The 23,719-nt window shown below is 42.3% G+C and carries 25 protein-coding genes; 12 read left to right on the forward strand and 13 right to left on the reverse strand.

All coding sequences use genetic code 11. From position 1 onward, the window contains the following. Window positions 1-9: 9 nt before the first annotated feature. Window positions 10-891 (reverse strand): (2E,6E)-farnesyl diphosphate synthase, encoded by an 882-nt coding sequence (gene ispA / locus RGE70_RS04360; protein WP_310470319.1) that lies wholly within the window; start codon window positions 889-891, stop codon window positions 10-12. Beyond that, window positions 892-1,131, reverse strand: a complete 240-nt coding sequence (gene xseB / locus RGE70_RS04365) for an exodeoxyribonuclease VII small subunit (protein WP_310470320.1) — start codon at window positions 1,129-1,131, stop codon at window positions 892-894. A 441-nt stretch (window positions 1,132-1,572) separates the two neighbouring features. Between xseB and pomA the strand changes: the two genes are divergently transcribed. The 3 genes from pomA (at window position 1,573) to thiI (ending at window position 5,011) form a co-directional block, all read left to right on the forward strand. Next, window positions 1,573-2,340 (forward strand): flagellar motor protein PomA, encoded by a 768-nt coding sequence (gene pomA / locus RGE70_RS04370; protein WP_310470321.1) that lies wholly within the window; start codon window positions 1,573-1,575, stop codon window positions 2,338-2,340. A 4-nt stretch (window positions 2,341-2,344) separates the two neighbouring features. Beyond that, window positions 2,345-3,313 (forward strand): flagellar motor protein MotB, encoded by a 969-nt coding sequence (locus RGE70_RS04375; RefSeq protein ID WP_310470322.1) that lies wholly within the window; start codon window positions 2,345-2,347, stop codon window positions 3,311-3,313. 243 nt (window positions 3,314-3,556) lie between these two features. Continuing rightward, window positions 3,557-5,011 (forward strand): tRNA uracil 4-sulfurtransferase ThiI, encoded by a 1,455-nt coding sequence (gene thiI, locus RGE70_RS04380; protein ID WP_310470323.1) that lies wholly within the window; start codon window positions 3,557-3,559, stop codon window positions 5,009-5,011. A gap of 262 nt (window positions 5,012-5,273) precedes the next feature. On the opposite strand, the gene RGE70_RS04385 is transcribed toward thiI, so the two are convergent. After that, window positions 5,274-5,507, reverse strand: a complete 234-nt coding sequence (locus RGE70_RS04385) for a hypothetical protein (protein WP_310470324.1) — start codon at window positions 5,505-5,507, stop codon at window positions 5,274-5,276. 181 nt (window positions 5,508-5,688) lie between these two features. On the opposite strand from RGE70_RS04385, the gene RGE70_RS04390 reads away from it, so the two are divergent. The 4 genes from RGE70_RS04390 (at window position 5,689) to rlmM (ending at window position 8,949) form a co-directional block, all read left to right on the forward strand. Then, entirely contained in the window at window positions 5,689-6,600 is a 912-nt protein-coding gene (locus tag RGE70_RS04390) for a transcriptional regulator GcvA (protein ID WP_310470325.1), read from the forward strand. 88 nt (window positions 6,601-6,688) lie between these two features. Further along, window positions 6,689-7,312, forward strand: coding sequence for an alpha/beta fold hydrolase (locus tag RGE70_RS04395; RefSeq protein WP_310472916.1), 624 nt, complete (start codon window positions 6,689-6,691; stop codon window positions 7,310-7,312). Between the two features lie 60 nt (window positions 7,313-7,372). Beyond that, window positions 7,373-7,759 carry a DUF423 domain-containing protein gene (locus RGE70_RS04400; RefSeq protein ID WP_310470327.1) on the forward strand — a complete coding sequence of 129 codons (387 nt, stop codon included), beginning with the start codon at window positions 7,373-7,375 and terminating at the stop codon, window positions 7,757-7,759. Between the two features lie 107 nt (window positions 7,760-7,866). Continuing rightward, complete coding sequence (gene rlmM, locus RGE70_RS04405) at window positions 7,867-8,949, forward strand: 23S rRNA (cytidine(2498)-2'-O)-methyltransferase RlmM (protein ID WP_310470328.1); 1,083 nt, start codon at window positions 7,867-7,869, stop codon at window positions 8,947-8,949. Between the two features lie 82 nt (window positions 8,950-9,031). On the opposite strand, the gene RGE70_RS04410 is transcribed toward rlmM, so the two are convergent. Further along, window positions 9,032-10,042 (reverse strand): isocitrate dehydrogenase, encoded by a 1,011-nt coding sequence (locus RGE70_RS04410; RefSeq protein ID WP_310470329.1) that lies wholly within the window; start codon window positions 10,040-10,042, stop codon window positions 9,032-9,034. Window positions 10,043-10,295: 253 nt separating this feature from the next. Between RGE70_RS04410 and RGE70_RS04415 the strand changes: the two genes are divergently transcribed. Both RGE70_RS04415 and RGE70_RS04420 read left to right on the forward strand, forming a co-directional pair. Continuing rightward, window positions 10,296-13,091, forward strand: a complete 2,796-nt coding sequence (locus tag RGE70_RS04415) for a S9 family peptidase (RefSeq protein ID WP_310470330.1) — start codon at window positions 10,296-10,298, stop codon at window positions 13,089-13,091. 235 nt (window positions 13,092-13,326) lie between these two features. Continuing rightward, window positions 13,327-13,539, forward strand: coding sequence for a hypothetical protein (locus RGE70_RS04420; RefSeq protein WP_310470331.1), 213 nt, complete (start codon window positions 13,327-13,329; stop codon window positions 13,537-13,539). An 83-nt stretch (window positions 13,540-13,622) separates the two neighbouring features. Here RGE70_RS04420 and ruvX read toward each other — a convergent pair whose 3' ends face one another. The 4 genes from ruvX to RGE70_RS04440 form a co-directional block, all read right to left on the reverse strand. After that, window positions 13,623-14,045 (reverse strand): Holliday junction resolvase RuvX, encoded by a 423-nt coding sequence (gene ruvX / locus RGE70_RS04425; RefSeq protein ID WP_310470332.1) that lies wholly within the window; start codon window positions 14,043-14,045, stop codon window positions 13,623-13,625. 105 nt (window positions 14,046-14,150) lie between these two features. Next, on the reverse strand, window positions 14,151-14,711 hold the full coding sequence (locus tag RGE70_RS04430; protein ID WP_310470333.1) for a YqgE/AlgH family protein: 561 nt from the start codon (window positions 14,709-14,711) through the stop codon (window positions 14,151-14,153). Between the two features lie 23 nt (window positions 14,712-14,734). Beyond that, window positions 14,735-15,064, reverse strand: a complete 330-nt coding sequence (gene yciH / locus RGE70_RS04435) for a stress response translation initiation inhibitor YciH (RefSeq protein WP_310470334.1) — start codon at window positions 15,062-15,064, stop codon at window positions 14,735-14,737. 302 nt (window positions 15,065-15,366) lie between these two features. Next, complete coding sequence (locus RGE70_RS04440) at window positions 15,367-15,687, reverse strand: hypothetical protein (RefSeq protein ID WP_310470335.1); 321 nt, start codon at window positions 15,685-15,687, stop codon at window positions 15,367-15,369. Between the two features lie 168 nt (window positions 15,688-15,855). On the opposite strand from RGE70_RS04440, the gene RGE70_RS04445 reads away from it, so the two are divergent. Continuing rightward, window positions 15,856-16,413 carry a DUF4136 domain-containing protein gene (locus tag RGE70_RS04445; RefSeq protein WP_310470336.1) on the forward strand — a complete coding sequence of 186 codons (558 nt, stop codon included), beginning with the start codon at window positions 15,856-15,858 and terminating at the stop codon, window positions 16,411-16,413. 96 nt (window positions 16,414-16,509) lie between these two features. Here the strand turns inward: RGE70_RS04445 and RGE70_RS04450 are convergent, their stop codons facing one another. From RGE70_RS04450 to RGE70_RS04470, 5 genes are all read right to left on the reverse strand, one after another. Further along, complete coding sequence (locus RGE70_RS04450) at window positions 16,510-17,025, reverse strand: NUDIX hydrolase (protein WP_310470337.1); 516 nt, start codon at window positions 17,023-17,025, stop codon at window positions 16,510-16,512. A 192-nt stretch (window positions 17,026-17,217) separates the two neighbouring features. After that, a complete protein-coding gene (locus tag RGE70_RS04455) occupies window positions 17,218-17,970 on the reverse strand; it encodes a tRNA (adenine(22)-N(1))-methyltransferase (RefSeq protein WP_310470338.1) in 753 nt (250 codons plus the stop codon). Between the two features lie 58 nt (window positions 17,971-18,028). Then, complete coding sequence (locus RGE70_RS04460; RefSeq protein ID WP_310470339.1) at window positions 18,029-18,724, reverse strand: Rossmann-fold NAD(P)-binding domain-containing protein; 696 nt, start codon at window positions 18,722-18,724, stop codon at window positions 18,029-18,031. A gap of 158 nt (window positions 18,725-18,882) precedes the next feature. Further along, window positions 18,883-20,115 carry a peptidase T gene (gene pepT, locus RGE70_RS04465; protein WP_310470340.1) on the reverse strand — a complete coding sequence of 411 codons (1,233 nt, stop codon included), beginning with the start codon at window positions 20,113-20,115 and terminating at the stop codon, window positions 18,883-18,885. Between the two features lie 292 nt (window positions 20,116-20,407). Next, window positions 20,408-20,635 (reverse strand): hypothetical protein, encoded by a 228-nt coding sequence (locus tag RGE70_RS04470; RefSeq protein WP_310470341.1) that lies wholly within the window; start codon window positions 20,633-20,635, stop codon window positions 20,408-20,410. Window positions 20,636-21,000: 365 nt separating this feature from the next. Between RGE70_RS04470 and RGE70_RS04475 the strand changes: the two genes are divergently transcribed. Together RGE70_RS04475 and rsmS are read left to right on the forward strand one after the other, a co-directional pair. Next, the gene (locus RGE70_RS04475; RefSeq protein ID WP_310470342.1) at window positions 21,001-23,274 is read left to right on the forward strand and encodes a sensor domain-containing phosphodiesterase; all 2,274 of its coding nucleotides are present in this window, start codon (window positions 21,001-21,003) and stop codon (window positions 23,272-23,274) included. Window positions 23,275-23,517: 243 nt separating this feature from the next. After that, window positions 23,518-23,694: a pleiotropic regulatory protein RsmS gene (gene rsmS / locus RGE70_RS04480; RefSeq protein ID WP_310470343.1), complete on the forward strand. Its 177-nt coding sequence runs from the start codon at window positions 23,518-23,520 to the stop codon at window positions 23,692-23,694. Window positions 23,695-23,719 lie beyond the last annotated feature (25 nt).

A 23,719-nucleotide genomic window follows, 5' to 3' on the forward strand; every position in this document is an offset into this window, starting at 1 on the left:
TTTGTCTCTTTAAACTCTTCGCTCAATGATATAACGAGCGAATTGGGCAATTATCTGGCTATTGTAAGGTAATTTAGCCAGCGCTGATAGTGCATCTTCAACCAAGGTAACCGCTGTGGTTTGTGCACCTTCTAAACCGAGCAATTTAGGGTAAGTACTTTTATTTGATTCGGTGTCAGAACCTTGAGGTTTTCCAAGCTCTTCGGTGCTGGCAATAATATCTAATACGTCGTCTTGCACTTGAAATGCAAGCCCGATAGCTGCAGCAAAATCAAGCAAGGCTTGTTGCTCTACTTCATTAACTTTAGCGGCAATAATGGCAAATTGTACTGCGCAGCAAATAAGCGCGCCGGTTTTAAGCTTATGCAACTGTATTAATGTTGATAACTCAATTTGTTTATTTGTTGCGCTTAAGTCCATTGCTTGACCACCGCACATACCACTATATCCCGAGGCTGTTGCTAGGGCTTTAACCATCGCTAAATTTTGTGATGGCGTTATGTTTTCAATCGGCTCGCTGATGATCTCAAATGCCAATGCTTGTAATGCGTCACCGGCTAAAATAGCGGTGGCCTCACTAAAGGCAATGTGCACTGTAGGTTGGCCGCGACGAAGCGCGTCATCGTCCATTGCCGGAAGGTCATCATGGATAAGAGAATAAGCGTGCATGCACTCAATCGCGGCGGCACAAGAGTCGAGTGTTTCAAGTTTTACATTTAACATCTCGCCAATTGCATACACTAGAAATGGACGTATGCGTTTACCGCCAAGCAATACGCCGTGTTTCATTGCCGCTTTTAATTGCGGATCAATGTCATCTAGGGCATCAATACGGGATGAAAGCTGAAAATTTATGCGCTTTTGGTATAAAGCAAGTGACTCGGTTAACAATTACTCACCCTCTGTTTCGTAAGGCTTAAGGGCGTCGACCCCCTCATCTTGCATTAATACAGACACTTTCTGCTGTGCTGTTTCAAGTTTAGTTTGACTGTTGCGAACAAGCTTAATACCACGCTCAAATTGCTTGAGTGCATCATCAAGAGACACGTCACCGTGTTCAAGGTTGGCTACAATTTTTTCTAGCTCGGAGAGTGACTCTTCAAAAGAGAGATTTTCAGGTTTTTTTGCCACGATGATCATTCCTAGAATTAAGCGATACACAAAGTATATCAGCAGGGCACAAGGGTCAAATTAAGCCATTGAGTATTTGCGCAACAGCACGCTTTAGATCGCAAATTATCCCTGTTAACCAGTTTTAGGGTATTGATGTACCTCTAATTTTATGAGGTTAGTGCCAAGTTAAGCGGCTAATTCACGTTAGTAAGAACTATTTTAACGGAAATTGATATTCAATTGCGGGAAATATGGCTCAAGAAAAACGAATTTTGGTCGCTATAGAGTCAGTAAACAAATTTATGCGTTTAATTTAGCTATTTGATTACGTGATACTTGCTGTCTTAAGCAGAGCGTAATATTGTCGCTAGTCATGGCTGCAAACGAGAGTGTTGTGGTTTTCATTGTTGGTATTTTATTGCCTTACTAGATGACTGAATTGGTATTTGAGGAGTAGTTTTGGATTTAGCAACACTAATCGGTTTGATTGGCTCGTTTGCCTTTGTGATCATGGCAATGGTGAGTGGTGGCGGGATTGGCATTTTCATTAACGTACCGTCACTGTTGATTGTGATGCTGGGTTCGTTGTTCGTCGTTATGATGAAATATAACCTTAAGCAATTTTTTAGCTCGGCCAAAATTGCAGGTAAAGCCTTTGTTTTTAAGATAGATAAACCAGAAGATCTGATTGAGCAATCAATCAACATGGCTGATGCTGCCCGTAAAGGTGGGTTCTTAGCATTAGAAGAAGCAGAAATCAGTAACAGTTTTATGCAAAAAGCTGTCGATATGCTGGTTGATGGTCACGATGGTGACGTGGTGAGAAATGCGTTAGAGAAAGATATAGGCTTAACTGAAGAGCGCCATAAAACCGGTATAGGTGTTTTTAAAGCTATTGGCGATGTGGCCCCCGCGATGGGCATGATTGGTACGCTAATTGGTTTGGTGGGTATGTTATCTAATATGGATGACCCAAAATCGATTGGCCCGGCAATGGCGGTGGCGTTACTGACTACTCTATATGGCGCGATGGTTGCGAATATGGTCGCACTGCCGATAGCAGACAAATTATCACTGCGAATGGGTGAAGAAATGCTAAACCGTAACTTGATTATGGATGCGGTATTAGCCATTCAAGACGGTCAAAATCCACGAGTTATAGAAGGGTTCTTGAAAAACTACCTGCATGAGCGGTCGCGCACGATAGATACCTTAGACGGGGCTTAACCTTATGGCTAAGAAGGTCAAATGTAACTGTCCACCGCCAGCGTCAGCGGGTTGGTTAGCCACTTTTGCAGACTTAATGTCATTACTGATGTGTTTCTTTGTTCTGTTGCTTGCGTTCTCAGAAATGGATGTATTGAAGTTTAAGCAGATTGCCGGCTCAATGAAGTATGCCTTTGGGGTGCAAAATAAAATTGAAGTAAAGGATATCCCTAAAGGAACCTCGGTCATTGCATTAGAGTTTAGGCCCGGCCGACCAGAACCGACTCCTATCGAAATTATTAATCAGCAAACCAATGAAATGACTAAGCCTGAGCTTGATTTTCAGGCCGGTGAAGACTCAAGCGCTGGTGGTACTCAAAACCAACAAGGTAAAGAGCGTGGTGGCGAAGCGGCCTCAACAGCACAAGATGTCGAAGATGCAGAGGCAAAAGCCAAGGCTACTGCTGACGCTGAAAGTGAGGCGAGTAAAGCCGCTGCTGCAGCGCAAGATAAAATTAATGAGCAAGTTAAAAAAATGGCGGTTGAGCTTAATAAGCAAATAGTAGATGGTGCCATTGAAATTGAATCGTTAGGGCAACAGATTATTATCCGGATCCGTGAAAAAGGCGCGTTTGCATCAGGCTCAGGTTTTATACAGCCGCGTTTTAAACCGGTGATTAGGCGTGTCGGTGAGTTACTCAAAGATGTGCCGGGTATTGTAACGGTGTCTGGCCATACCGATGATTGGAATATCTCCAATGAGCTCTATAGTTCTAACTGGGACTTATCGAGTAAGCGTGCGGTAGCAGTGACCCATGAGCTGATAAAAGTGAAAGGGTTGGATCAAAAGCGACTCAAAGTTGTCGGCATGGCGTCTTCTGCGCCTTTGGTGAAAAATAATTCCGCCGCTAACCGCGCGCGTAATCGCCGAGTTGAAATTGCCATTGAACAAGGTAAGCCTAAGGAGTCGAAAGAGATCCAAGTGTCACAATAGTATTGACTATTAACACCTTAAAAAGGGCATGTACTTCACAGTGGGTGCCCTTTTTTGTGGCTGACAGTGTCGTAAGCATTAAAAACGCATGCTATGCAGCCTATGTGTTGGGGTGCCGCCACAGCCCAAGTGCGGTGTAATTTGGTTTTTTGTCATGACAATGCCGAATGGCTATACGCAATTGTGCTGGGATATTGTTATAATCACTAGATTGCTGTTTAAACTTGTCCCCGCGGAAGACCAATGAAATTTATCGTAAAACTGTTTCCTGAAATCATGATGAAAAGCAAGCCGGTAAGAATGCGTTTTACCAAAATGCTTGAAACCAACATTCGTAATGTACTTAAAAAGGTCGATGAGTCCGCCAAAGTGCAGCGTCAATGGGACAAAATCATGATCATGGTGCCAGATGACAGACCTGATTTGGTTGAAGCTTTTGCCGAACGTTTAGGTTGTATTCCTGGTATTGCTCATACATTGCAAGTTAGTGTGAGCACCTTTGAATCTATTGATGATATTTATCAACAAACCCTTGCAGTATATAAAGACCAACTTGCTGGCAAGACGTTTTGCGTGCGTGTAAAGCGTGGTGGTAAGCATGACTTTAACTCAATTGAAGTAGAACGTTATGTTGGTGGTGGTTTAAACCAGTTTACTGACGCGGTAGGCGTGCGCTTAAAAAATCCTGATATGACGGTTAACATCGAGATTGATAACGAGCAACTTTACTTAGTTGATAAGCGCATACCTGGTTTGGGCGGCTTTCCTATGGCGACCCAAGAAGATGTATTGTCACTTATTTCTGGTGGTTTTGACTCAGGCGTGTCGAGTTACCAGTTTATTAAACGTGGTTCACGTACCCATTACTGCTTCTTTAACTTAGGTGGCGACCAACACGAAATTGGTGTTAAGCAGGTTGCTTACCATTTATGGCAGAAGTACGGTGAGTCACATAAAGTTAAGTTTGTTTCAGTGCCGTTCGACCCTGTCGTGCAAGAGATTTTAGAGCGCGTTGATAACGGCCAAATGGGCGTTATCTTAAAGCGCATGATGATGCGTGCTGCTGCTAAAGTGGCACAGAGATTAGGCATCCAAGCATTGGTCACCGGTGAAGCTATGGGGCAGGTTTCTAGCCAAACGCTGACAAACTTGAACGTGATTGACCGTTGTACTGACCAATTAATATTGCGCCCATTAATCGCGATGGACAAACAAGATATTATTGATATCAGTCGTAAAATTGGTACTGAAGACTTTGCTAAGTCTATTCCTGAGTATTGCGGTGTGATTTCTCAACGTCCAACGGTTAAAGCGGTACTGTCTAAAATTGAGGCTGAAGAAGCTAAGTTCTCTGAAGACTTGCTCGACAGAGTGATTGCTGATGCTCAGGTGATGGACATTCGCGATATAGCAACTCAAATGGACACTAAGATCACTGAAGCTGAGACGGTTGAAGCCATTACGCAAAATGAAGTCATTATTGATGTACGTGCACCTGAAGAAGAAGAAAAATCTCCACTGCTTGTTGAAAATGTCGACATTCAAAAGATCCCTTTTTATAAGCTAGCAACCAAGTTTGCAGATCTTGATAAAGAAAAGACCTACCTGTTGTATTGTGACCGTGGTGTCATGAGTAAGCTGCAAGCACTTTACTTACAAGAGCAAGGCTACAGTAATGTTAAAGTTTATCGCCCATAGGGCTATGTATTAGCATTATTAACAAAAAGCGACTCGATAAAGTCGCTTTTTTTATGGCTGAAAGGTTGTCATAGGCACAAAAAAACCACCTTCAAAGGTGGTTTCAATTAGTCAGCCATGCTGTGTTCATTGCGTGCAGCAAATAATGACATCGTCATTGTAGATTAACTCAAATGTCAGTGCCCTGAGCAGACTGTGTGACGTTGATGACTGAATCTAAACACCTTATTATACTTATAAGGTGTTTTCGTCATTAACGCGTTTATTCAGCTAGTTTAGCGGTAGTCGCCGTTTTGCTTTCTTGCTGTTGTTTATCAGCAACAAGAACGGTATTGAGGTCGTCGGTTAACTGCTCTTGCATTAATGCCATGCTTTCCGCAAGGTTAGCAGTTAACGTCGCTTCTAGGTCAGTGGTGTCGATAGTGAGTTCGTCAGCGCTAACGGTCGCAGAAGCTGATAGAAGTGCGATTACAAATACAGATTTAAGGTTTAGCATGTTCGATAGCCTCCAGGCTTAAATTCGGGTTGTTAGACACTCCCCAGTTACATCGTAGAGGCTGTCCAACTTAAGTCGTTTCGTTGGTGCAAAATTTAACCAAAACGACTGGCCTTTACAAACGATAAAATGTAACAATGACCATTAGAAAAACTAATAACAAAACGAGAGATTGAACACTATGGCTAGACGACTTCCTCCCTTAAATGCAGTTAAAGCATTTGAGGCAGCAGCAAGGCATTTAAGCTTTACCAGAGCAGCGGAGGAGTTGTTTGTTACTCAGGCTGCAGTGAGTCATCAAATTAAGGCTTTAGAAGAGTATTTAGGCTTAAAATTATTTAGGCGTAAAAACCGTTCTTTACTCTTAACGGAAGAGGGACAAGGATACTTTCTTGATATCAAAGATATCTTTACACAATTGGCCGATGCAACAGATCGTTTGCTTGCTCGAAGTGCCATTGGTTCCTTGACTGTAGCGACTTCGCCGAGTTTTGCGATTCAATGGTTAGTCCCTCGTTTAGCCAAGTTTAGTGAGAAAAACCCCGATATTGATGTGCGAATTAAAGCGGTGGATAACGACGATAATTCTCTGACTGATGACATCGATGTTGCCATCTATTATGGCCTTGGTAATTGGAATGGAATGCGGGCAGATAAACTCCGTAATGAAGTGCTAATTCCGGTCTGTTCCCCTTTGTTGCTTAATGGTCCTAAACCCTTAGATAACCCTAGTGATTTAAAAAATCATACCTTATTACATGATGCTAATCGTCAAGATTGGCAGGCTTGGTTTAGACAATGTGGAATTAGTGATGTTAATGTGAACCAAGGTCCAATATTTAGTCACTCTTCACTTGTTTTGCAAGCGGCTGCACATGGACAAGGAGTGGCGCTAGGCTACAGCGTACTAGCCCGTCCAGATATTAAAGCTGGTCGTTTGGTGTGTCCCTTCCCTGAGGTTTTAGTCAGTAAAAATGCATATTATTTAGTCTGTCAGCAAAATCATTCTGACATTGGGAAGGTGGCTGCCTTCAGAGAGTGGATGCTGGATATGTTTGAAGAGGAGAGTCGCAGTGAGCTCCTTACCGGATAGATTAAAACAAGCCTATTTGGACGGTGCACTTGCTGAGGCCGTTGGCAGCATAGACGCAGAAGCATTACGCTTTGATGACCAACAATACTTGATTGAACCACTCGTGGCTAATGATGCAGGCTTGAATGATACGCTAATTATATTGACCCATGGTGCAGGGGCTAATATGCGCCACGAGTTTATGAGCACTGTTGCTGCGGGCTTGTCACAAACGGGTGCCAGAGTAGTGCGTTTTAACTTTCCCTACATGCGAGCCAATGCTATTGACGGCAAGCGTCGTCCACCGGACAGAGCGCCAAAATTGATAGCCGACTACGCATTACAGTTAAGTATTTTGAAGCAACATTTTAAGCCGCGTAAAATCTATCTCGTTGGTAAGTCGATGGGCGGGCGTATGTCTGCGTTGCTGGCCGGCAGTATTGAGGTTGATGGCGTGGTGTGTCTTGGTTATCCATTTATTCCGCTAAACGGTGGTGAACCACGACTCGAGCCCATTGAGCAGAGCTTAGCGCCAATATTGGTTATTCAAGGTGAGCGAGATAAATTTGGTCATAAAGGCTTAGTCGATACCTGGCCTGTTATGGGCAGCGTTCAATTAACTTGGTTAACCGATGGCGATCATAGTTTTAAGCCAAGAAAGTCGTCAGGCACTAGCCTAGAGGCTAATCTAGCGCAAGCTATAACCCGTATAGCGACATTTATATCGCAGTGATGCGGTTGCGAGGCTAGTTACATTAGTGTGGCGTAAAACGCCGAAATATTAGGAGGCAACATGCGCAGTGGTTTTTTAGTTTTAGCAGCGTTTAGTGGGTTTATATCGGTCGCACTTGGGGCTTTTGGCGCTCATGGGTTGAAAAACATCACAACGCCCGAGATGATTGCTATCTTTAACTTAGGTGTGGAGTATCAGTTCTACCACACGTTTGCGTTAGTTACGGTAGCAATTACAGGCCATTGGATCCAATCTCGCTTGCTTGATTGGGCAGGTTACTTGTTTATTCTAGGTACAATACTGTTTTCTGGTTCCCTTTACCTCTATGCTTTTTTGGGAACGAAGTGGACCGGCCCTGTAACACCGTTAGGCGGTGTATGCTTGCTGTTAGCTTGGCTACTTATTGCCGCTGCAGTGTGGCGTAATAAAGTCAAAGAGCTCGATTAAACCGTACATTCACTTACTGGTAGTACACTAGTGAGCACTAAAAGTGTAAAATGGCGGGCAGCAATTTTGTTGGCCGCTATTTTTATTTGTTATCTTCAGGAAATTCAATGATAAACCTATTTTTATTTTGTCGCGCTGGTTATGAAAAAGATTGTGCGGCAGAGATCCAAGTACGCGCAGCTGAGCTTGATGTGGGTGGCTTTGTTAAAACCAACACTAATGACGCTTATGTAATATTCCAGTGTTTTCAAGCTGGTGATGCTGATGTACTGGCGAAGCAGATCAGTTTGGACTCATTGATTTTTACAAGACAGATGTTTGCTGCCAAAGCCTTGCTGAAAGGCTTACCTGAGCATGATCGCATTGGTCCTATCGTTGAGGCTTTATCTGAAGTTCAATATGCCGGTGAGTTACGTGTTGAAACACCCGATACTAATGAAGCTAAAGAACTATCAAACTTTTGCCGTAAGTTTACCGTGCCACTAAGGCAATCACTAAGAAAGTCAGGTAACTTATTGGATAAAGAAAACCCTAAACGTCCTATTATTCATGTTTGTTTTGTGGCACCAGGGCAAGCTTACGTGGGTATTTCGCTTAGCAATAACAGCTCACCGTATTTCATGGGGATCCCACGCCTTAAGATCCCAAGCGATGCACCGAGCCGCTCGACGTTAAAGCTAGATGAAGCATTGATTCACTTTATTCCTGAAGAAGAGCAAGAGACCCGAGTTAGCAGTGGCATGAAAGCCGTTGATTTAGGTGCTTGTCCAGGCGGTTGGACCTATCAACTTGTGAGGCGCGGTATGTTTGTTGCCTCTGTTGATAATGGACCGATGGATGAAAAGTTAATGGAAACGGGTCAGGTTAAGCATTACCAAGCTGACGGTTTTCGCTTTGAGCCACCAAGAAAAAACATTACTTGGTTGGTTTGCGACATGATTGAAAAACCGGCTCGTGTTGCTGAGCTTGTTGAAGCATGGGCTATTAATGGTTGGTTTAAAGAAGCTATTTTCAACCTAAAATTGCCAATGAAAGCACGATACAAAGAAGTGTCGACAATTTTAGCGACTATGGCTGATATCCTAAAAGAAAATGGCATCAAAGAGTTTACCATTGCCGCTAAGCATCTTTACCATGATCGCGATGAAGTAACCGTACACTTGTGCTTGCGTCCGTCTAAGGCCAGCTAATTTCGGCAGCAGCAACAGCAAAAATATAAAAAGGCCCTATGTGTTGAACACATAGGGCCTTTTTAGTGGTTTGGGCAAATGACTAGCCTAAACGTTCAATCACTGCTTGGGTGAAGTCTGTGGTGCCGTGTGTGCCACCAAGATCGCGAGTGGTGCGATCACCTTCTTCAATCACTGCGGTTATCGCATTGCGGATAAGTTCAGCTTTATCTTGCATGCCTAAGTATTCCAGCATTTGAATCGAAGCCAATACAACCGATGTTGGATTGGCAAGGTTTTGGCCTGCAATGTCAGGTGCACTGCCATGAACAGCTTCAAAAATTGCTGTGTCAGTACCAATATTTGCCCCTGGCGCCATACCAAGCCCACCGACAAGGCCGGCACAAAGGTCCGACAAGATATCTCCAAATAAATTGGTGGTAACAATAACGTCAAAAATATCAGGGCTCATGACCAATTTCATACAGGTCGCATCAACAATCATCTCTTCAGTGATGATGTCTGGGTAACGTAAGCTGACTTCGCGGGCTACCTTAAGGAATAAACCTGAAGTCGACTTCATGATGTTAGCTTTATGTACGATGGTCACTTTTTTACGGTTTTCTTTACGAGCCAGTTCATACGCAAACGTGGTAATTTGCTCTGCACCTGCCCGAGTAATAATACTGGTGGCTTCTGCGGTTGCGCCGTCATCTGACAGCGTTTGCCCTAAGCCTGAGTACATACCTTCAGTGTTTTCGCGTACTGTGATGATATCAATATTATCGTAACGGGCTTGAGTCCCTTTAAAAGACAGCACCGGGCGCACGTTAGCATAAAGGCTAAATTGTTTACGCAGGCTCACATTAATAGACGAAAAGCCGCCGCCGACAGGCGTAGTTAGCGGACCTTTTAATGTAATACGATTTTTTTCTATAAGATCAAGTGTGTGTTGAGGTAAAAGTTCGCCGTGTTTTTCAAGTGCGACAAGACCTGCATCTGCAAATTCATATTCAAAATCACAGCCTGCTTTATCAAGGATCTTTAGTGCTGAATCGATAATACTTGGGCCAATCCCATCACCGGGGATCACTGTTATAGTTCTTTTTGTCATTAATAGTCCTACTACGGTTTAGCATTCTGCTATTGGCTCACCATGCCTGAGGCATAGTAAAGTGTTAGTAATTTTATTGTATTTATCCAACGTATTTTAAACAATTTCGCACCATTTTCACAGTGAATGGTGAGTTTAATCACATTTTGTCTGTAGGTTAACTTGCATAAATTAGCTGTTATGACGATGATTGATCGTTAAAGGTTAAAAAAGTCTACTTTAGTCTAATAACGATTCAATAAAGAGGAAGACCTTGAAGTCACTATTTAGTAAATCATTGCTTTTACTTACCGCGAGCTTTTTACCTGTAAGTTTATTTGCTGCCACGCCTGCGATCACACCCGATGACATCATGCGGTTTGAATCGCTTAAAAAACCGGTTATTGCTGATACCGGTACCACCTTAGCTGTAGAGGTGTCCCCAGACCGAGGTGATAGTCGCGGACTGGTTAAAAACCTTATCACTGCTAAAGAGTTTAGTGTAAAAGGTGCCGCTAAGCCAAAAGTTAGCCACGATGGCCGCTTTGTGGCATTTGTTGATACCGTGCCGTTATTGAAAACCGAAATGGCATCGGCTCAAGAGTTAAAACAACTTAAGTCGGGAATGGTACTGCTTGATAGCAATAGTGGCAGCGAACATCGCTATGAGCGTGTTAAGTCATTTGAGTTTAATGAAACTGGCACTCATATTGCGATTTGGTATGAAGCAGAAACTGAAAAAAACGCGCCTAAAGCCGAAAATAAGCCTGAGTCTAATAAAAAAAACAATAAAGTTGATGAGTATGACCAAGGTACCCGTCTCGAGTTAGTCGCATTGAATGGGTTTCAATCTACCTTTTTTAACGATGTGACTGCTTTTAGCTTTGATAAATCGGGCCTGCATTTTGCTGTAGCAGTTAATAATATTAACGCCGACACGCATGAACTCAAATTAGTCACTCTTGCCGACAAAACCGTCAAAACGGTGCACGCTTTAAAGCAGCTACAATTTGGCTCTATTGCGTTAAGTGATAACGGCAAATACCTAGGTTTTACCTATGGTGATGCGCAGCAAGCGCCTTTTGGCCGAGAGTACCTACTGTCGCTGTATAATATCGAATCAGGCAGTATTACAGCTGCGCCGATATCTGCAGATTGGACCTTGAACCGCTATGCAAAGCTACGATTTTCTGATGATAGCCAGCGCCTGTTCTTTGGGCGAGTGCCAGAAGTCAGTCAACAGCGTGAACTTGCTGTTATAGAAAAAGAAGCAGACCTATTTAACCCAAATATCATTACAGGTAAAAAAGCGTTACGGGTGTGGCATGGCGACGATCCGCGCATAAAACCCCATGAGGTTAAAGAGTATAAAAATGAGCTAAAACGTACCTACCTTGCAGTGCTACATGTCACGGGCAATCACCTCGTTCAGCTTGCCGATTTGTCTGTGCCAGATATTGATGTTCAGCAGCAAAGTCGTTTTGCGCTGGCTAGTACAGATCTTCCCTACCGTAAAATGATCACGTGGGCAGGGTTTTATCGAGACTTTTATTTAGTTGATTTAAACACTGGCCGCAAAACGTTGCTGTTAACTCAGCAAAGTAGTAGCGCTGAGCCAACATTATCGCCCAATGAGCAGTTTATCGCTTATTACTTGCAGGGGAACGTGTTCTTGTATGAGGTGGCTAGCAACCGCCGACTTAATATTACTAAAGACTTACCAGTGTCATTTGCCAATGAAGATCATGACTATCCTTCAAGTGCCCCAGGGTACGGCTTTGGTCCGTGGTTAGCAGATGACTCGGGCCTATTGCTCTATGATAAGTTTGATATTTGGCAGCTCAATACGGGCTCTAAATCAGCTTTTAACCTAACAGCAGGTCAGGGCCGAAAAGAGCAGGTTCAGTATCGTGTTGAAGGAATGATTAATGATAAAGACCGCCCAAGTGTACTTGCTAGAAATCAATCGGTGTTGTTACAAGGTTATAGCCATATCACTAAAGCAGATGGTTTTTACCAAGCCAAACTTGGCACTGCGGGAGCCACTAAGTTAGTTGCAGATGATGCAAAGTTAAAAGTACTGGCACGTAGTAAAGATGCATCAACTATCGTGTTTTCTAAACAGCGCTACGATCTATTTCCAGACCTATATACCGCTGACTATAATGCGCCACAACAGTCAACTCGGCAAACCGATCTTGATAAACAAAAGCGTGCCTTTAATTGGGGGCAGTCAGAGCTGGTACATTGGACCAATGGTGATGGTAAACCCTTAGATGGAGTGCTGATTAAGCCCACCAATTATGTTGAAGGGCAACGCTACCCAGTACTGGTTTATTTTTATCGTTTTATGAGTGATAGGTTGCATGCTTTTCCGCAAATGAACATTAACCACCGCCCTAACTTTGCTTGGTTTGCAGATAATGGTTATGCCATCTTCTTACCAGATATCCGTTTTGAAGTCGGTTACCCTGGCGCCTCTTCTGTGCTTGCTCTAACATCAGGTGTACAGCACCTTATTGATATGGGGATTGCTGATCCGCAAGGCGTAGGGATCCAGGGGCACTCATGGGGCGGCTACCAAACTGCTTTTGCAGTAACGCAAACAAGTATTTTTAAAGCTGCTGTTACTGGAGCGCCCGTATCGAATATGACAAGCGCTTATAGCGGCATTCGCCATGGTAGCGGTTTGGCGAGGCAGTTTCAGTATGAAACGGGTCAAAGCCGGATCGGTGAAAGCTTGTTCAAATCGCCACAAAAATACATTGAAAATTCCCCTGTGTTTTATGTCGATCGTATTAAAACCCCATTGATGATTATGTTTGGTGATAAAGACGATGCAGTACCTTGGGAGCAAGGTGTAGAGCTTTATTTAGCCATGCGCCGTGCAGGTAAAGATGTCGTTTTTTTGCAGTATCAAGATGAACCACATCACCTTAAAAAGTATCCAAATAAGTTGGATTACAGTATTCGAATGATGGAGTATTTTGATCATTACCTGAAAGGTAAGCCGGCTCCTCAGTGGTTGACGCAAGGTGAAGCATATACCGAGTATAAAAAAGCCGATTAATCCTATTTGTACAAACTAATTAATGCCGAGGCTTTTGTCTCGGCTTTTTTTTATAAAAATTTGGCTATAGTTATGTGCTGAACTTATTAATAGCAAAGTTGTGAGTTGGAGTTTTAGCGCTTAAGGGAGAGGCAGGTGGTTGATTTTTTAGTCTAACCTGATAGGTTGGTTAGTGAATCTTAATTTAGGGTTTTAGGAAGTAGCCCTTCAATATCAATCACAACAAGGAAGTAAAATGAAAAAAATTAAATTAGTTAGTGTTGTTATGTGCGCGTCAGGGTTGTTAGCACTTTCGTCCTTTGCCCATGCTGGGAGTAAAGCGTTAGAGGGTGAACCAGATTGGGAAGCTAAAATTGTCAAGCCTGATAGCCCTGAGCCATTAGGTAAAAAACTACTGGAGCTATTGTTAAAGAAAACCAACGGTAGTGAGCCAAAAAAAGATAAGTAGCTTTAATTTACAGCCACTAAAAAAGCAGCAATATTGCTGCTTTTTTAGTTTTGTCGTACAAATGTTGCTTATGGCAAGGCCACTTAACCAAATTGATTTTCAAAATAACTTTCAACTATCAACACGGCTGACATTGCATCGACCTGACCTTTAGTCAGTGCTTTGTATCCACCCATTTCAAATAGTCTGGCTTTTGCATCGGCTGTAGTGAGCCTTTCGTCTTGAGTCGCCACTTTTACGCCGAAACGACCATTGAGTCTATTGCCAAATTTTTTCGCTCTAAGCGTGATATCTTGCTCCGTGCCGTCCATATTCAGAGGTAAACCAACAACAATAAGGTCGGGTTTCCATTCAGTAATAAGGTTGCCAATTTCTTCCCATTTAGGGATCCCATCAACTGCTTTTAGCGACATTAATGGGCGGGCGCTGGCGGTTAATTCTTGCCCAATAGCAACCCCGATACTTTTTGTGCCGTAATCGAATCCTAATACCGTTTGAGAACTCATCTTACACTCCTGATTTGGGCTGATGTTAACGCTTAATTGATTTGCCCTACAATGCCGTTGTTATTGCAACGGCAAGTATTGAGCTGTGATGGCACTACTTGTGGTTTAGGCGTGGCCCGTTAAATTTGATAGTTGCCAAATATCGAACCCTAATGACTCTGCGGCTAATTGCCAGCGCTGCTCGTGTTCAATATCAAATAACAGCTCAGTAGTCGCTGGGACTGACAGCCAGGTGTTATCGGCAAGCTCTTGTTCTAATTGACCACGTGTCCAACCTGCATACCCTAACGCGATAAGAAATTTATCGGGCGCATTGTTAGATCCTAAGCTGCTAAGTACATCTTGTGATGTGGTTAACATTAGTGAATCGGTAATACTATCGCTGTTGCTCCAGCAGTCTTGGTTGCTATGGAGCACAAACCCACGCTCTGGATTTACCGGTCCGCCAACAAGTACTTCTTTTGCAAATGAAGTGACCGGTTGCGGTTCTTCGGTTAATTCCATTTGTTCAAGCAGCTCGTCAACTACGATGCCGCTGGGGCGATTTATCATAATTCCCATGGCACCTTTTTCATCATGTTCACAGATATAGATCAGAGAACGCTCGAAAAAAGTATCCTTTAATGAAGGCATTGCAATGAGAAAATGATTTTGTAAGCAATCCATAAAGCATCCTTGGGGTGTCGCGACTAACCGCCGGCGAGTTTAACTGTGTGGCCGAGCTTTTCGAGAATCGTTTTAAGCTGCTCTCTATTATCTGTTTGTACTTCGACACAAAAATCTTTTACTGTGCCGCCACAGCCGCATTGCTTCTTTAATTTTTGAGCTAATGCTTTGAGCTCTTTTTCTGACAACTCTAGCCCTTTAATTACCGAAACACCTTTGCCTTTTCGGCCTTTGCTGTCTTTGTGTATTCTGACAATGCCATCACCTTTCGGAGCGGTTTGCGGAGCTTTATCTTCAGTAATTCTGCCTGTAGCAGTGCTATAAACTAATGAAACGTTAGGATCGGATTTCATATCAATGATTAGTAGTGTGCTGATATAGGTAGTTTAACAAAGATGAGAGTGAAGCGTCAGTGCTTAAAAGAAGCTATTTTGGCTTGGCAGATTAAAAATAAACCGTTCCAAGTTGTCTTTTCTGCTGCATTTAAGCCAAAACTGCCAGTGTGAATGACGGTGCAAATGAGGGGGCAGCTCATGCAGTTTTCAAAAACGGGAATCGAGGAAACTGCAATGCAAAACATGCAGGCTTTTGGGTAAGGTTTCAATTGCTAATAATATTGAGCTCATTAGGTGCCCAGTATTTAACCTTTAAATACTTATAGAAAAAGTATTAACTCTAATAGTAACGAAACAAAAGTTAACCCTGCGATAGGGGCAAGATATTTGTGTAGTTGCGGCAGTGCCACTGTCGCAGCGGTTAATACAAAACCGATAGCAGCAGCGGCAAAAGGAGTCATCGGGGCCGATACAATCGCGACTATCACCCAAGTGAGGATAATTAGCGGTAAAATGAGTAATGACTGTTGGCTTAACTTATCGAAGATAGAAGGGCCGTTGTCAGCTTGGTTAACCGCCTTTTCAGGCGTTAGCACAAATATGACGCTCCCAAGAGCAAGTGCAGCAATGAACCAGAACATAATTTATCTCGATGTAGTGTAATTGATAATCATTATCATCTAGTCCGATTCTTAAGTCAAGCTGAACAAGCGGTGTATTTATTTAAAATTGAGTTGTAGATTAATAGATTGCTATGTAAGCTTCTTTTAAATAGCGTTGCAGGCCGATTCGGCGTGAATGGAGAGAACATGAATAAGTTATTAGTCGTGATTATGGCACTAGCACTCAGTGCTTGTAGCTCACTTAAAACAAGCTCTGATTATGATCCAAGCATCAATTTTGCAAATGTTAAAACCTATGCTTGGGTTGAAAAAAAGACTGAAGATACAACCTACAACCTTGAAGGGTTAATGGATCAGCGTGTACGTAATGCTGTAAATGAGCAGCTGCAGCTTAATGGTTTGCGCTTAGTTAGTGCTGACAAGGCTGATGTGTTAGTTAATTACCTGACTCAAATAGACAAAAAAATTAATGTCGATACGTTTAACACGCATTACGGCTATAACCCATATTATGGTCCAGGTTGGCGCTGGGGTGGTCATGGACACAGCCAAACCACAGTTAGAGAATACGAGGTTGGTACACTTATTTTAGATTTGGTTGATACTAAATCTGGTCAACTAATGTGGCGTGGTTCGGTTGCTGACACTATTCGTGATAAAGACACGCCAGAAGAGAGAGTGGAAGAGGTTAACAAAGCGATTGGCGCATTGTTACTTAACTACCCGCCAAAACCAAAGCAGTAATATTTAAATCAAAACGGCCGAAAGGCCGTTTTTTTGTACCGATTTAACAGTGCAGGTTTTAAAGCTAATACAGTGGTAGCGGCTTATACTTACTGCCTATAAGAGTTCTTTAACGATAAGTTTTAGCAGGTAAGTTTCACGTTCTATCGACATGCCTTTTTTAGGGCTATTGGCCATAGTGTGTTCATTGTGAGCAATTGCTTGATGGATATTAACCCATAATGGACGCATGCCATTTTGTATTTCATGGGCCTCAAGTCGGGTTTCCCCCAGCTCTGGGTGAATGGTACAAATATAGCAGTATGAATCCATATGCACGATGTCAAAATCGTCTTTATGCCAAGGCCTAAACTCTTCATAACGGCCAAACTCGCTAAGAATATCAATATGCTTAGCGCCGGTTTCCTCTTCTAGTTCTCGGATCAGTCCTTGACGCAGATCTTCTCCCTCATCAACCCCACCACCGGGAATGCTGTAATCGTGATAGCGCTCGGTGTACAGCATAAGAATATTTTCGCCGTCAAGAATAATGCCTCGGGCGGCTTGGCGGTGAAATCGTTTGCCATCTAGCGAGGGGAGTTCGGCATGAATTGTAGATTTTAATAAGCGCATAGGTCAGGGGTCTTAGTGTTAAGTGTTCAATATTAAAGTGATAATTTGGCAATAGCTGAGCCTTGCTTTATTGCAGTCTATTTATGGTTGCTTGCTAGTGATAATCGCCTGTAAGAGATAGTGCTCTGCTGAGCTACGCTGTTTAATTACATCGAAACGCGGGCAGAGTATAACGTAATTAACGCTTTATTTTTAGCGGCATTTGGTTTCGCTAATGTGCTCTGGTGCATGCTTCATTGAGTTAACCTTGTCACTAGTCTCAAGTGTTCGGTAGGCCGAAATGATCGATTCAACCGCCTTGATTTGTGGCGCTTCGACCAGCGGATTAGTTAATAATCCAGCCCGCAAACGTTGGTAATGGGCTAATGTTTTTTGTAGGTAGCGTTGATCGCTAGTTTGAGACAAATTCCACATTTGGCTGCCTACAGGTGATATGACTTGCGCTGAACCAGTGGAGACATGCAGTACTTCATAGAAACGTTGATTATCTTCAACTAAATGCTCGTCAATTAAGCCAAGTTTGAGTGTCGATAACGCAGTACGTACTTCAAAAATATGATGAACAGGACAAAGAATAAACTCAAGTGAGTGCTGTGGGAATCGTGCCACAATTGCTTGTACGAGTTCAATTAATAGCTCTCCTCCAACGCCAGCAATGATCACCAACTGACTTTGGCTTTTGTCTGCTAATGGTAACAAAGCCACGTCAATACAATGAACCTGCCACCGTTTAACATTCTCAATAACAGGGAAGAAGCGCTCAAGTTTGGTTGTTACGTCTTGCATTAGCTCAGGCACTACGTCCACAAAGTGAACCGTGCCATTTTGGAGCCGCTGCAGTAATGCCGCGCCTAATAAGCCATGATCGCAGCAGCAATCCCAGATGTGGTCATAATGGGGTTGCACCATCGAGTTGATCTTTTGTAATCGCGGGCTTAGTTTCATCGAACCGTTCAATGTGAGGTTTATTAGCTGCGTATTTTAATCTATCTGAGCGAGTAATTCACACCATGTGTTTATTATGGACTCTTACGATTTGTTGGTGGGTTTGCGTCGCAGTTAACTTTAGTGCGTCTGGTTTGAGTGCCATATTAACCATCGCGGTCGCGACCTTGTGGCTTGAAATGGGTTGGTATGATTTTAAGGGGCCAATGAATAATGGCTTAAGTAATTTAAACAACAGCTGCCCAAATGACTCTAGAGGCCGATTTGTACTGCGTGGACCGATTAGTAAGCTGGGTTGGAACAACACCAGTTGAGGCTGAGAGCGTGAAGGTTGTCGAGCGATGAGTAATGTTTCAAGTGCTAACTCAGTTTCACCTTTAACACGGTTATAAAAGGAGTAGGATGCAGCGTTAGCGCCGAGCGCCGTGATTACAAAATTCTGGTCGGCTTGGCATACAGTGACAAAATCTAAAACTGCTGTTTTATCAACGGCAGTAAAAGCTTGTTGGCTTCCTGCCTGCTTGATGGTGGTGCCTAAACAACAAAACGCATGGTTAATTTTCTCGTTCAAAGAGGTAGCCGCGAGCTGTGACAATTGGCATTGGACAAATATCACTTCACAATGGTTCGACGCGGTATAATTTGCTTGGCGACGGCCCAGCATAAATATTTTTTTATAAGCTGCTGAATCAATTAATTGCTGTAGAAGTTGTTGCCCAATTAATCCGCTTGCGCCAATGATGGCTGCGTTCATGGAGTGTTACTCGAGTCGCTATAGATGCAGCACAGTGTAGGCGCAAATGCAGTAAATTTGAATATGGCGATAACGAAAGAGTGGATTACAGGTGAGTGAGCTTACGTAAAACGCGGATGCAACAGGTGTCGCTCCGCGTTGTACTTGTGCTTTGCAGGTTATTTCTTGCTGTACTGTGACGCTGTCAGTTTGGCAATTTCAATAATTGTTTGTGCGGCTTTTTCCATTGATTCCAAGCAAATATATTCGTGCTTGCCATGGAAATTATGACCACCAGTGAAAATATTTGGGCAAGGCAAACCCATGTAAGAAAGGCGTGCGCCGTCGGTACCACCACGAATGGGTTTAATTTGTGGTTCAATATCTAAATTGACCATAGCCTGTGTTGCGATATCAATAATATGTGGGTGCGGCAAAATTTGCTGCTTCATATTCAGATAAGAATCTTGCAACTCAATGGAGAGCTTACCGCACTGAAGTTCATTATCGTACTTCTCTACTAAATCAGCTAACCAACGTTTTCTTTGTTCGAAAAGAGTGAGGTCAAAATCTCGGATAATGTAAGTTAGGGTGGCTTTTTCTGTAACGCCTTCCATACCAATTAGATGGAAAAAACCATCATAGTCACAACTGAATTCAGGTGTGTCTTTTAATGGCATTTTAGCGTGAAAGCGAGCAGCAATAGATTGTGCATTGACCAATACGCCAAATGCAGTGCCTGGATGACAATTATTACCTGTTGCTGTGATTACTGCGGTGGCAGCATTGAAGTTTTCATATTCTAGCTCGCCAATTTCGCCGCCATCGATGGTATAAGCCCATTCGGCACCAAAGCCTTCCACATCAAAATGGTCTGCACCTCGGCCGATTTCTTCGTCTGGCGTAAAGCACAATCTAATCTTACCGTGTGGGATCTCAGGATGGGTGAGCAGGTAATGCAGTGCAGTAATTATTTCAGCGATACCGGCTTTATCGTCACCACCAAGCAATGTTGTGCCATCAGTGGTAATTAATGTTTGGCCAATATATTGGTTCAGGCTACTAAATTGCTCGGGACTGAGAACTTCTTCTAAGCCTAATGCAATGTCTTTACCGTTATAATTTTCAATAATTTGTGGTGAAACATTTTCGCCGCTGTAATCAGGTGCGGTATCTAAGTGGGCGACAAATCCAATACAAGGAATATTGTCAACGTTTGCTGGTACCGTGGCGGTTAGATACCCTTTGTCTGAAAGTTGGACCTCTTTAAAACCAAGGCTGACCAGTTCTTGACGGAGAGCTTGCGCAAAAACAAACTGGTGATGAGTGCTGGGCACACACTGTTGTTGGCCGTCAGATTGGGTGTTAAAACTGACATACTTTAAAAAGCGCTCACATAGATTTTGTTTCATATTTAATTTTTATATTTAACTAAAGTCGGCAAAGTCTACCAAGTGATAGACGGCATTCATTAGATATTGATCAAGTTTTGCTTCATCAATGCGAATCACTTTGATGAAAGATCGTGATATTAGATAGTGCGATTTTTTACTTGGTAAGATTTTGTTTTTAGAAGAGAACGTTTCGGATTGCTTTAACGTGGACAATGTGACTGCTAATGATGGTAATGTATATTTTTAGGCACCGACATGTGTCAATGCAAGTGCCTAAATATCGAACTATTGAAGCCAGTTAATGCCGTTTTTATAGGACGATATCCATATCAAGTTCGATATCCGTACAACCTTTCTTACATCGGATCCCTGAAACGCTTTCTTGTTGCCCTTTTACAGGCAACTTCATTTCCAGAGGTTGATTACACGTTGTGCAAATAACCGAATTTCCTTTAAACACGCGTTTAATTAGGTTCTTTTGTTCATTGAAAGATTTAGCTGTGGTGCTATTAATTTCTGAGAAATCCATCTTTGCCATCGGGTGTTACCTATGTAGTTTACTGCTGATGCCTGTTATCGATGAGTATATCTATGCGGCTTAGCATGTGGAAGTAAAACATATGGACTCTGGAGTCCTAGAGAGGATTTAAGCATTTGAATGTTGAAATAGCATGACCAACATAATACATATAGCTTCTCTAACTTATTAATTGTGAATACTTTTAAACTGAAATGTTGTTTTAAATACTTTTTATTTTCAGGGGAATGGCGTATTGTGTTTTTGAATCCAATATATGAGCTGAATCGCCTTATTTTGTTGTTCAGGCGTAACGCAGATGTACTGCGGATTGAAAAATGACCTTAGAATTATATTAGTGAAGGTCAGTTTATGGAGTATGTTAATTGAAACTAAATGTTCATATGACTAAAAATGAATACCTCCCAAGTCTTGTAAAAGCATCGAGTATCAGCGCTAATCGCTACGCTAGTATTTTAAATTTGTTGCAGGGTGAGTCGTCATTAACGTCAATATTGAATGTGATAATTCGGTTAGTGGAAGAGGTCAATATAGGCTGCAAAGCGTCTATTTTATTACTTAGTACTGATAAAAAGCGTTTAAAAAAAGGTGTGTCACCCAACCTTTACGAGTCTTATATTAATGCGATTGATGGTGTTGAAATCGGTCCCAAAGTGGGTTCTTGTGGAGCGGCGGCTTATCTTAAAAAACGGGTTATAGTTGAAGATATTGCAACCCACGAAAACTGGGCTTTATACTGTGACTTGCCTCTTTCTTTTGGCTTAAAATCTTGTTGGTCGGAGCCTATTTTTGGCGCTGACGGTGAGGTATTAGGCACCTTTGCGATGTATTACGATGCCATAAAAAGCCCCAGCGCCGACGATCTTGAGCTTATTACTGAAGCGGCATTGCTAGCAAGTTTAGCGATTGAGCGAGACCGTTCGTTACAGTTTCATCATCTTTGTGCCGGTATTTTTAAAACAATGCCTCTGGCATTGTTGGTTACTGATTCAAAAGGGACGGTGTTAGAAGCTAATAGGCCCTTTTTTGAGGTCATGCGCACATCAAAAACTCAATTGAGCACTTTTAAACCTCACCTGATTTTTGCTCAATCCCCTAAGGCACAGTTGACGGATTTATTTGAAAGTATAAACAACGGTAAAGCCTGGCAAGGAGAGTTAGTCGGATTTCGCGGCGATAATGACATTTTCTACGCCGAGGTCAGTGTGGCTATTTTTAAGCAAACTGATAATACAGAATATTTACATTCTTGGATTGTGTCAGATATCACCGATAAGAAAACCGCTGCTGAAATTATTCATCATCAAGCTAAATTTGACCCCTTAACTCAACTAGCAAACCGGTCGTATATTTTTGAAATAATTGAACAACAAATCCAATTATTAGCAACTAAGCCTGAGTCAGGTTTTAGTTTTATCTTGATGGATTTGGACAATTTTAAACAAATAAATGACAGCCTTGGCCATAAGTTAGGCGACGAAGTCATTGTTCAGGTGGCAGCAAGAATCAAAAGCTGTCTGGGTGAATATGACATATTGGGCCGAATTGGTGGTGATGAATTTGCACTTATTGTCCCCGATGAAGTGTGTACTGAAGTTTTATCAACGCTTACTCAGCAGTTAAAAACCGTGGTAGCTCAAGAGTATTCTTTAGATAGTCACCACCGAATTTTTACTCGCTTTAGTGCGGGTATTGCCCGTTTCCCTCAAGATGCCGCCAGTTTAGAACAGTTACTTAATTGTGCTGATCAAGCACTTTATTGCGCTAAGGAGTGCGGTCGCAATCAGTTTTATTTTTTCAATGAACAGATGCAATCTGAAGCAGAAAAAGTGGCTGAATTATGCAACGCGTTACAATTTGCCATTGAAAATCGTGAGTTTGAATTACATTACCAGCCATTGGTGTGTGCTAAAACCCATCGAATATTGAATGTTGAAGCATTGGTGCGTTGGCGTCATCAGGGCAAGCTGATTATGCCTGATGAATTTATTCCGGTTGCCGAAGCGAGTGGGTTGATCATTGAACTGGGTCGTCGAGTTCGCCTTGAGGCAATGAAAACGCTATTAGATTTTCACGCTTTAGGTATTGATGTCAGTATGTCGGTCAACGTGTCGACATTTGAATTTTGGTCGCATGACCTACAGAGCTGCTTAATCAGTTCAATAATTAACTCCGGCAATGAATTAAAGCCTGATGGTTTTCCTTATCATAAATTAACGCTAGAAATTACTGAGTCGTTGTTAATGAAAGAGCAGGTGCATTTGGTCAACTCGCTCAACAAATTACGCGAGTTGGGAATACAGATTGCGATCGATGATTTTGGCACGGGTTATTCGTCGCTGTCTTATCTCAAAGAGTTTCCGGTAGATACCATTAAAATTGATAAGAGCTTTATCCGCGATGTGCAAGACCAAAAACAAGCTGCTTTGCTAACAGCAATTGTTGCATTGAGCCGGGCTCTAAATTTAAAAGTAACGGTAGAGGGAATTGAAACTTGCTTGCAATTGGCTTTTGTCAGTGAAAAAAATGTTGATTTTATTCAGGGCTATTTTTTCCATCGACCTCTTGAAAAAGATGCTTTATTTGAAGTGTTAACGGCCAATTTAAAGGGTGAAAGCTCGAATCCATCGATGTTGTAATACGGGACTGGCGGGCCTCTTTGTTAGTTCACACTGATTATTCAGTGTGAAGTTGAGCGCCTTGCCGGGTTAGCACTCGGCTTTATTGCTGACTGCCGCTAGCTAAAAGTACGGTCTTGGCATTAACTCTATTTTTGTAGGTATTCAGGTAAAGTATTTAAATCTTAATAATTCTATGTTTTGATCTATAACACGATTAAATATAAAGCTTTATATCCGGCATATAAAGATATAGGTGAATGTGTGAGTGACAGTAATAATAATGATGATACCGGATTAGCTTCCGCTCCTGCCGAAGTTAAATTGGCTGTAGATCTCATCATGCTTTTTGAAACAAATAATATCGCTCCAGAAGTCGCTCTGGCGGCATTACAAATTGTAAATACTGATCTTAAACGGAAGTTAACTAAACCGTGTTAATGTTATGGTTTAGATGATTTTTTCG

Origin of the sequence: Shewanella youngdeokensis, from assembly GCF_033180165.1 — a bacterium.
Lineage (GTDB): Bacteria > Pseudomonadota > Gammaproteobacteria > Enterobacterales > Shewanellaceae > Shewanella > Shewanella youngdeokensis.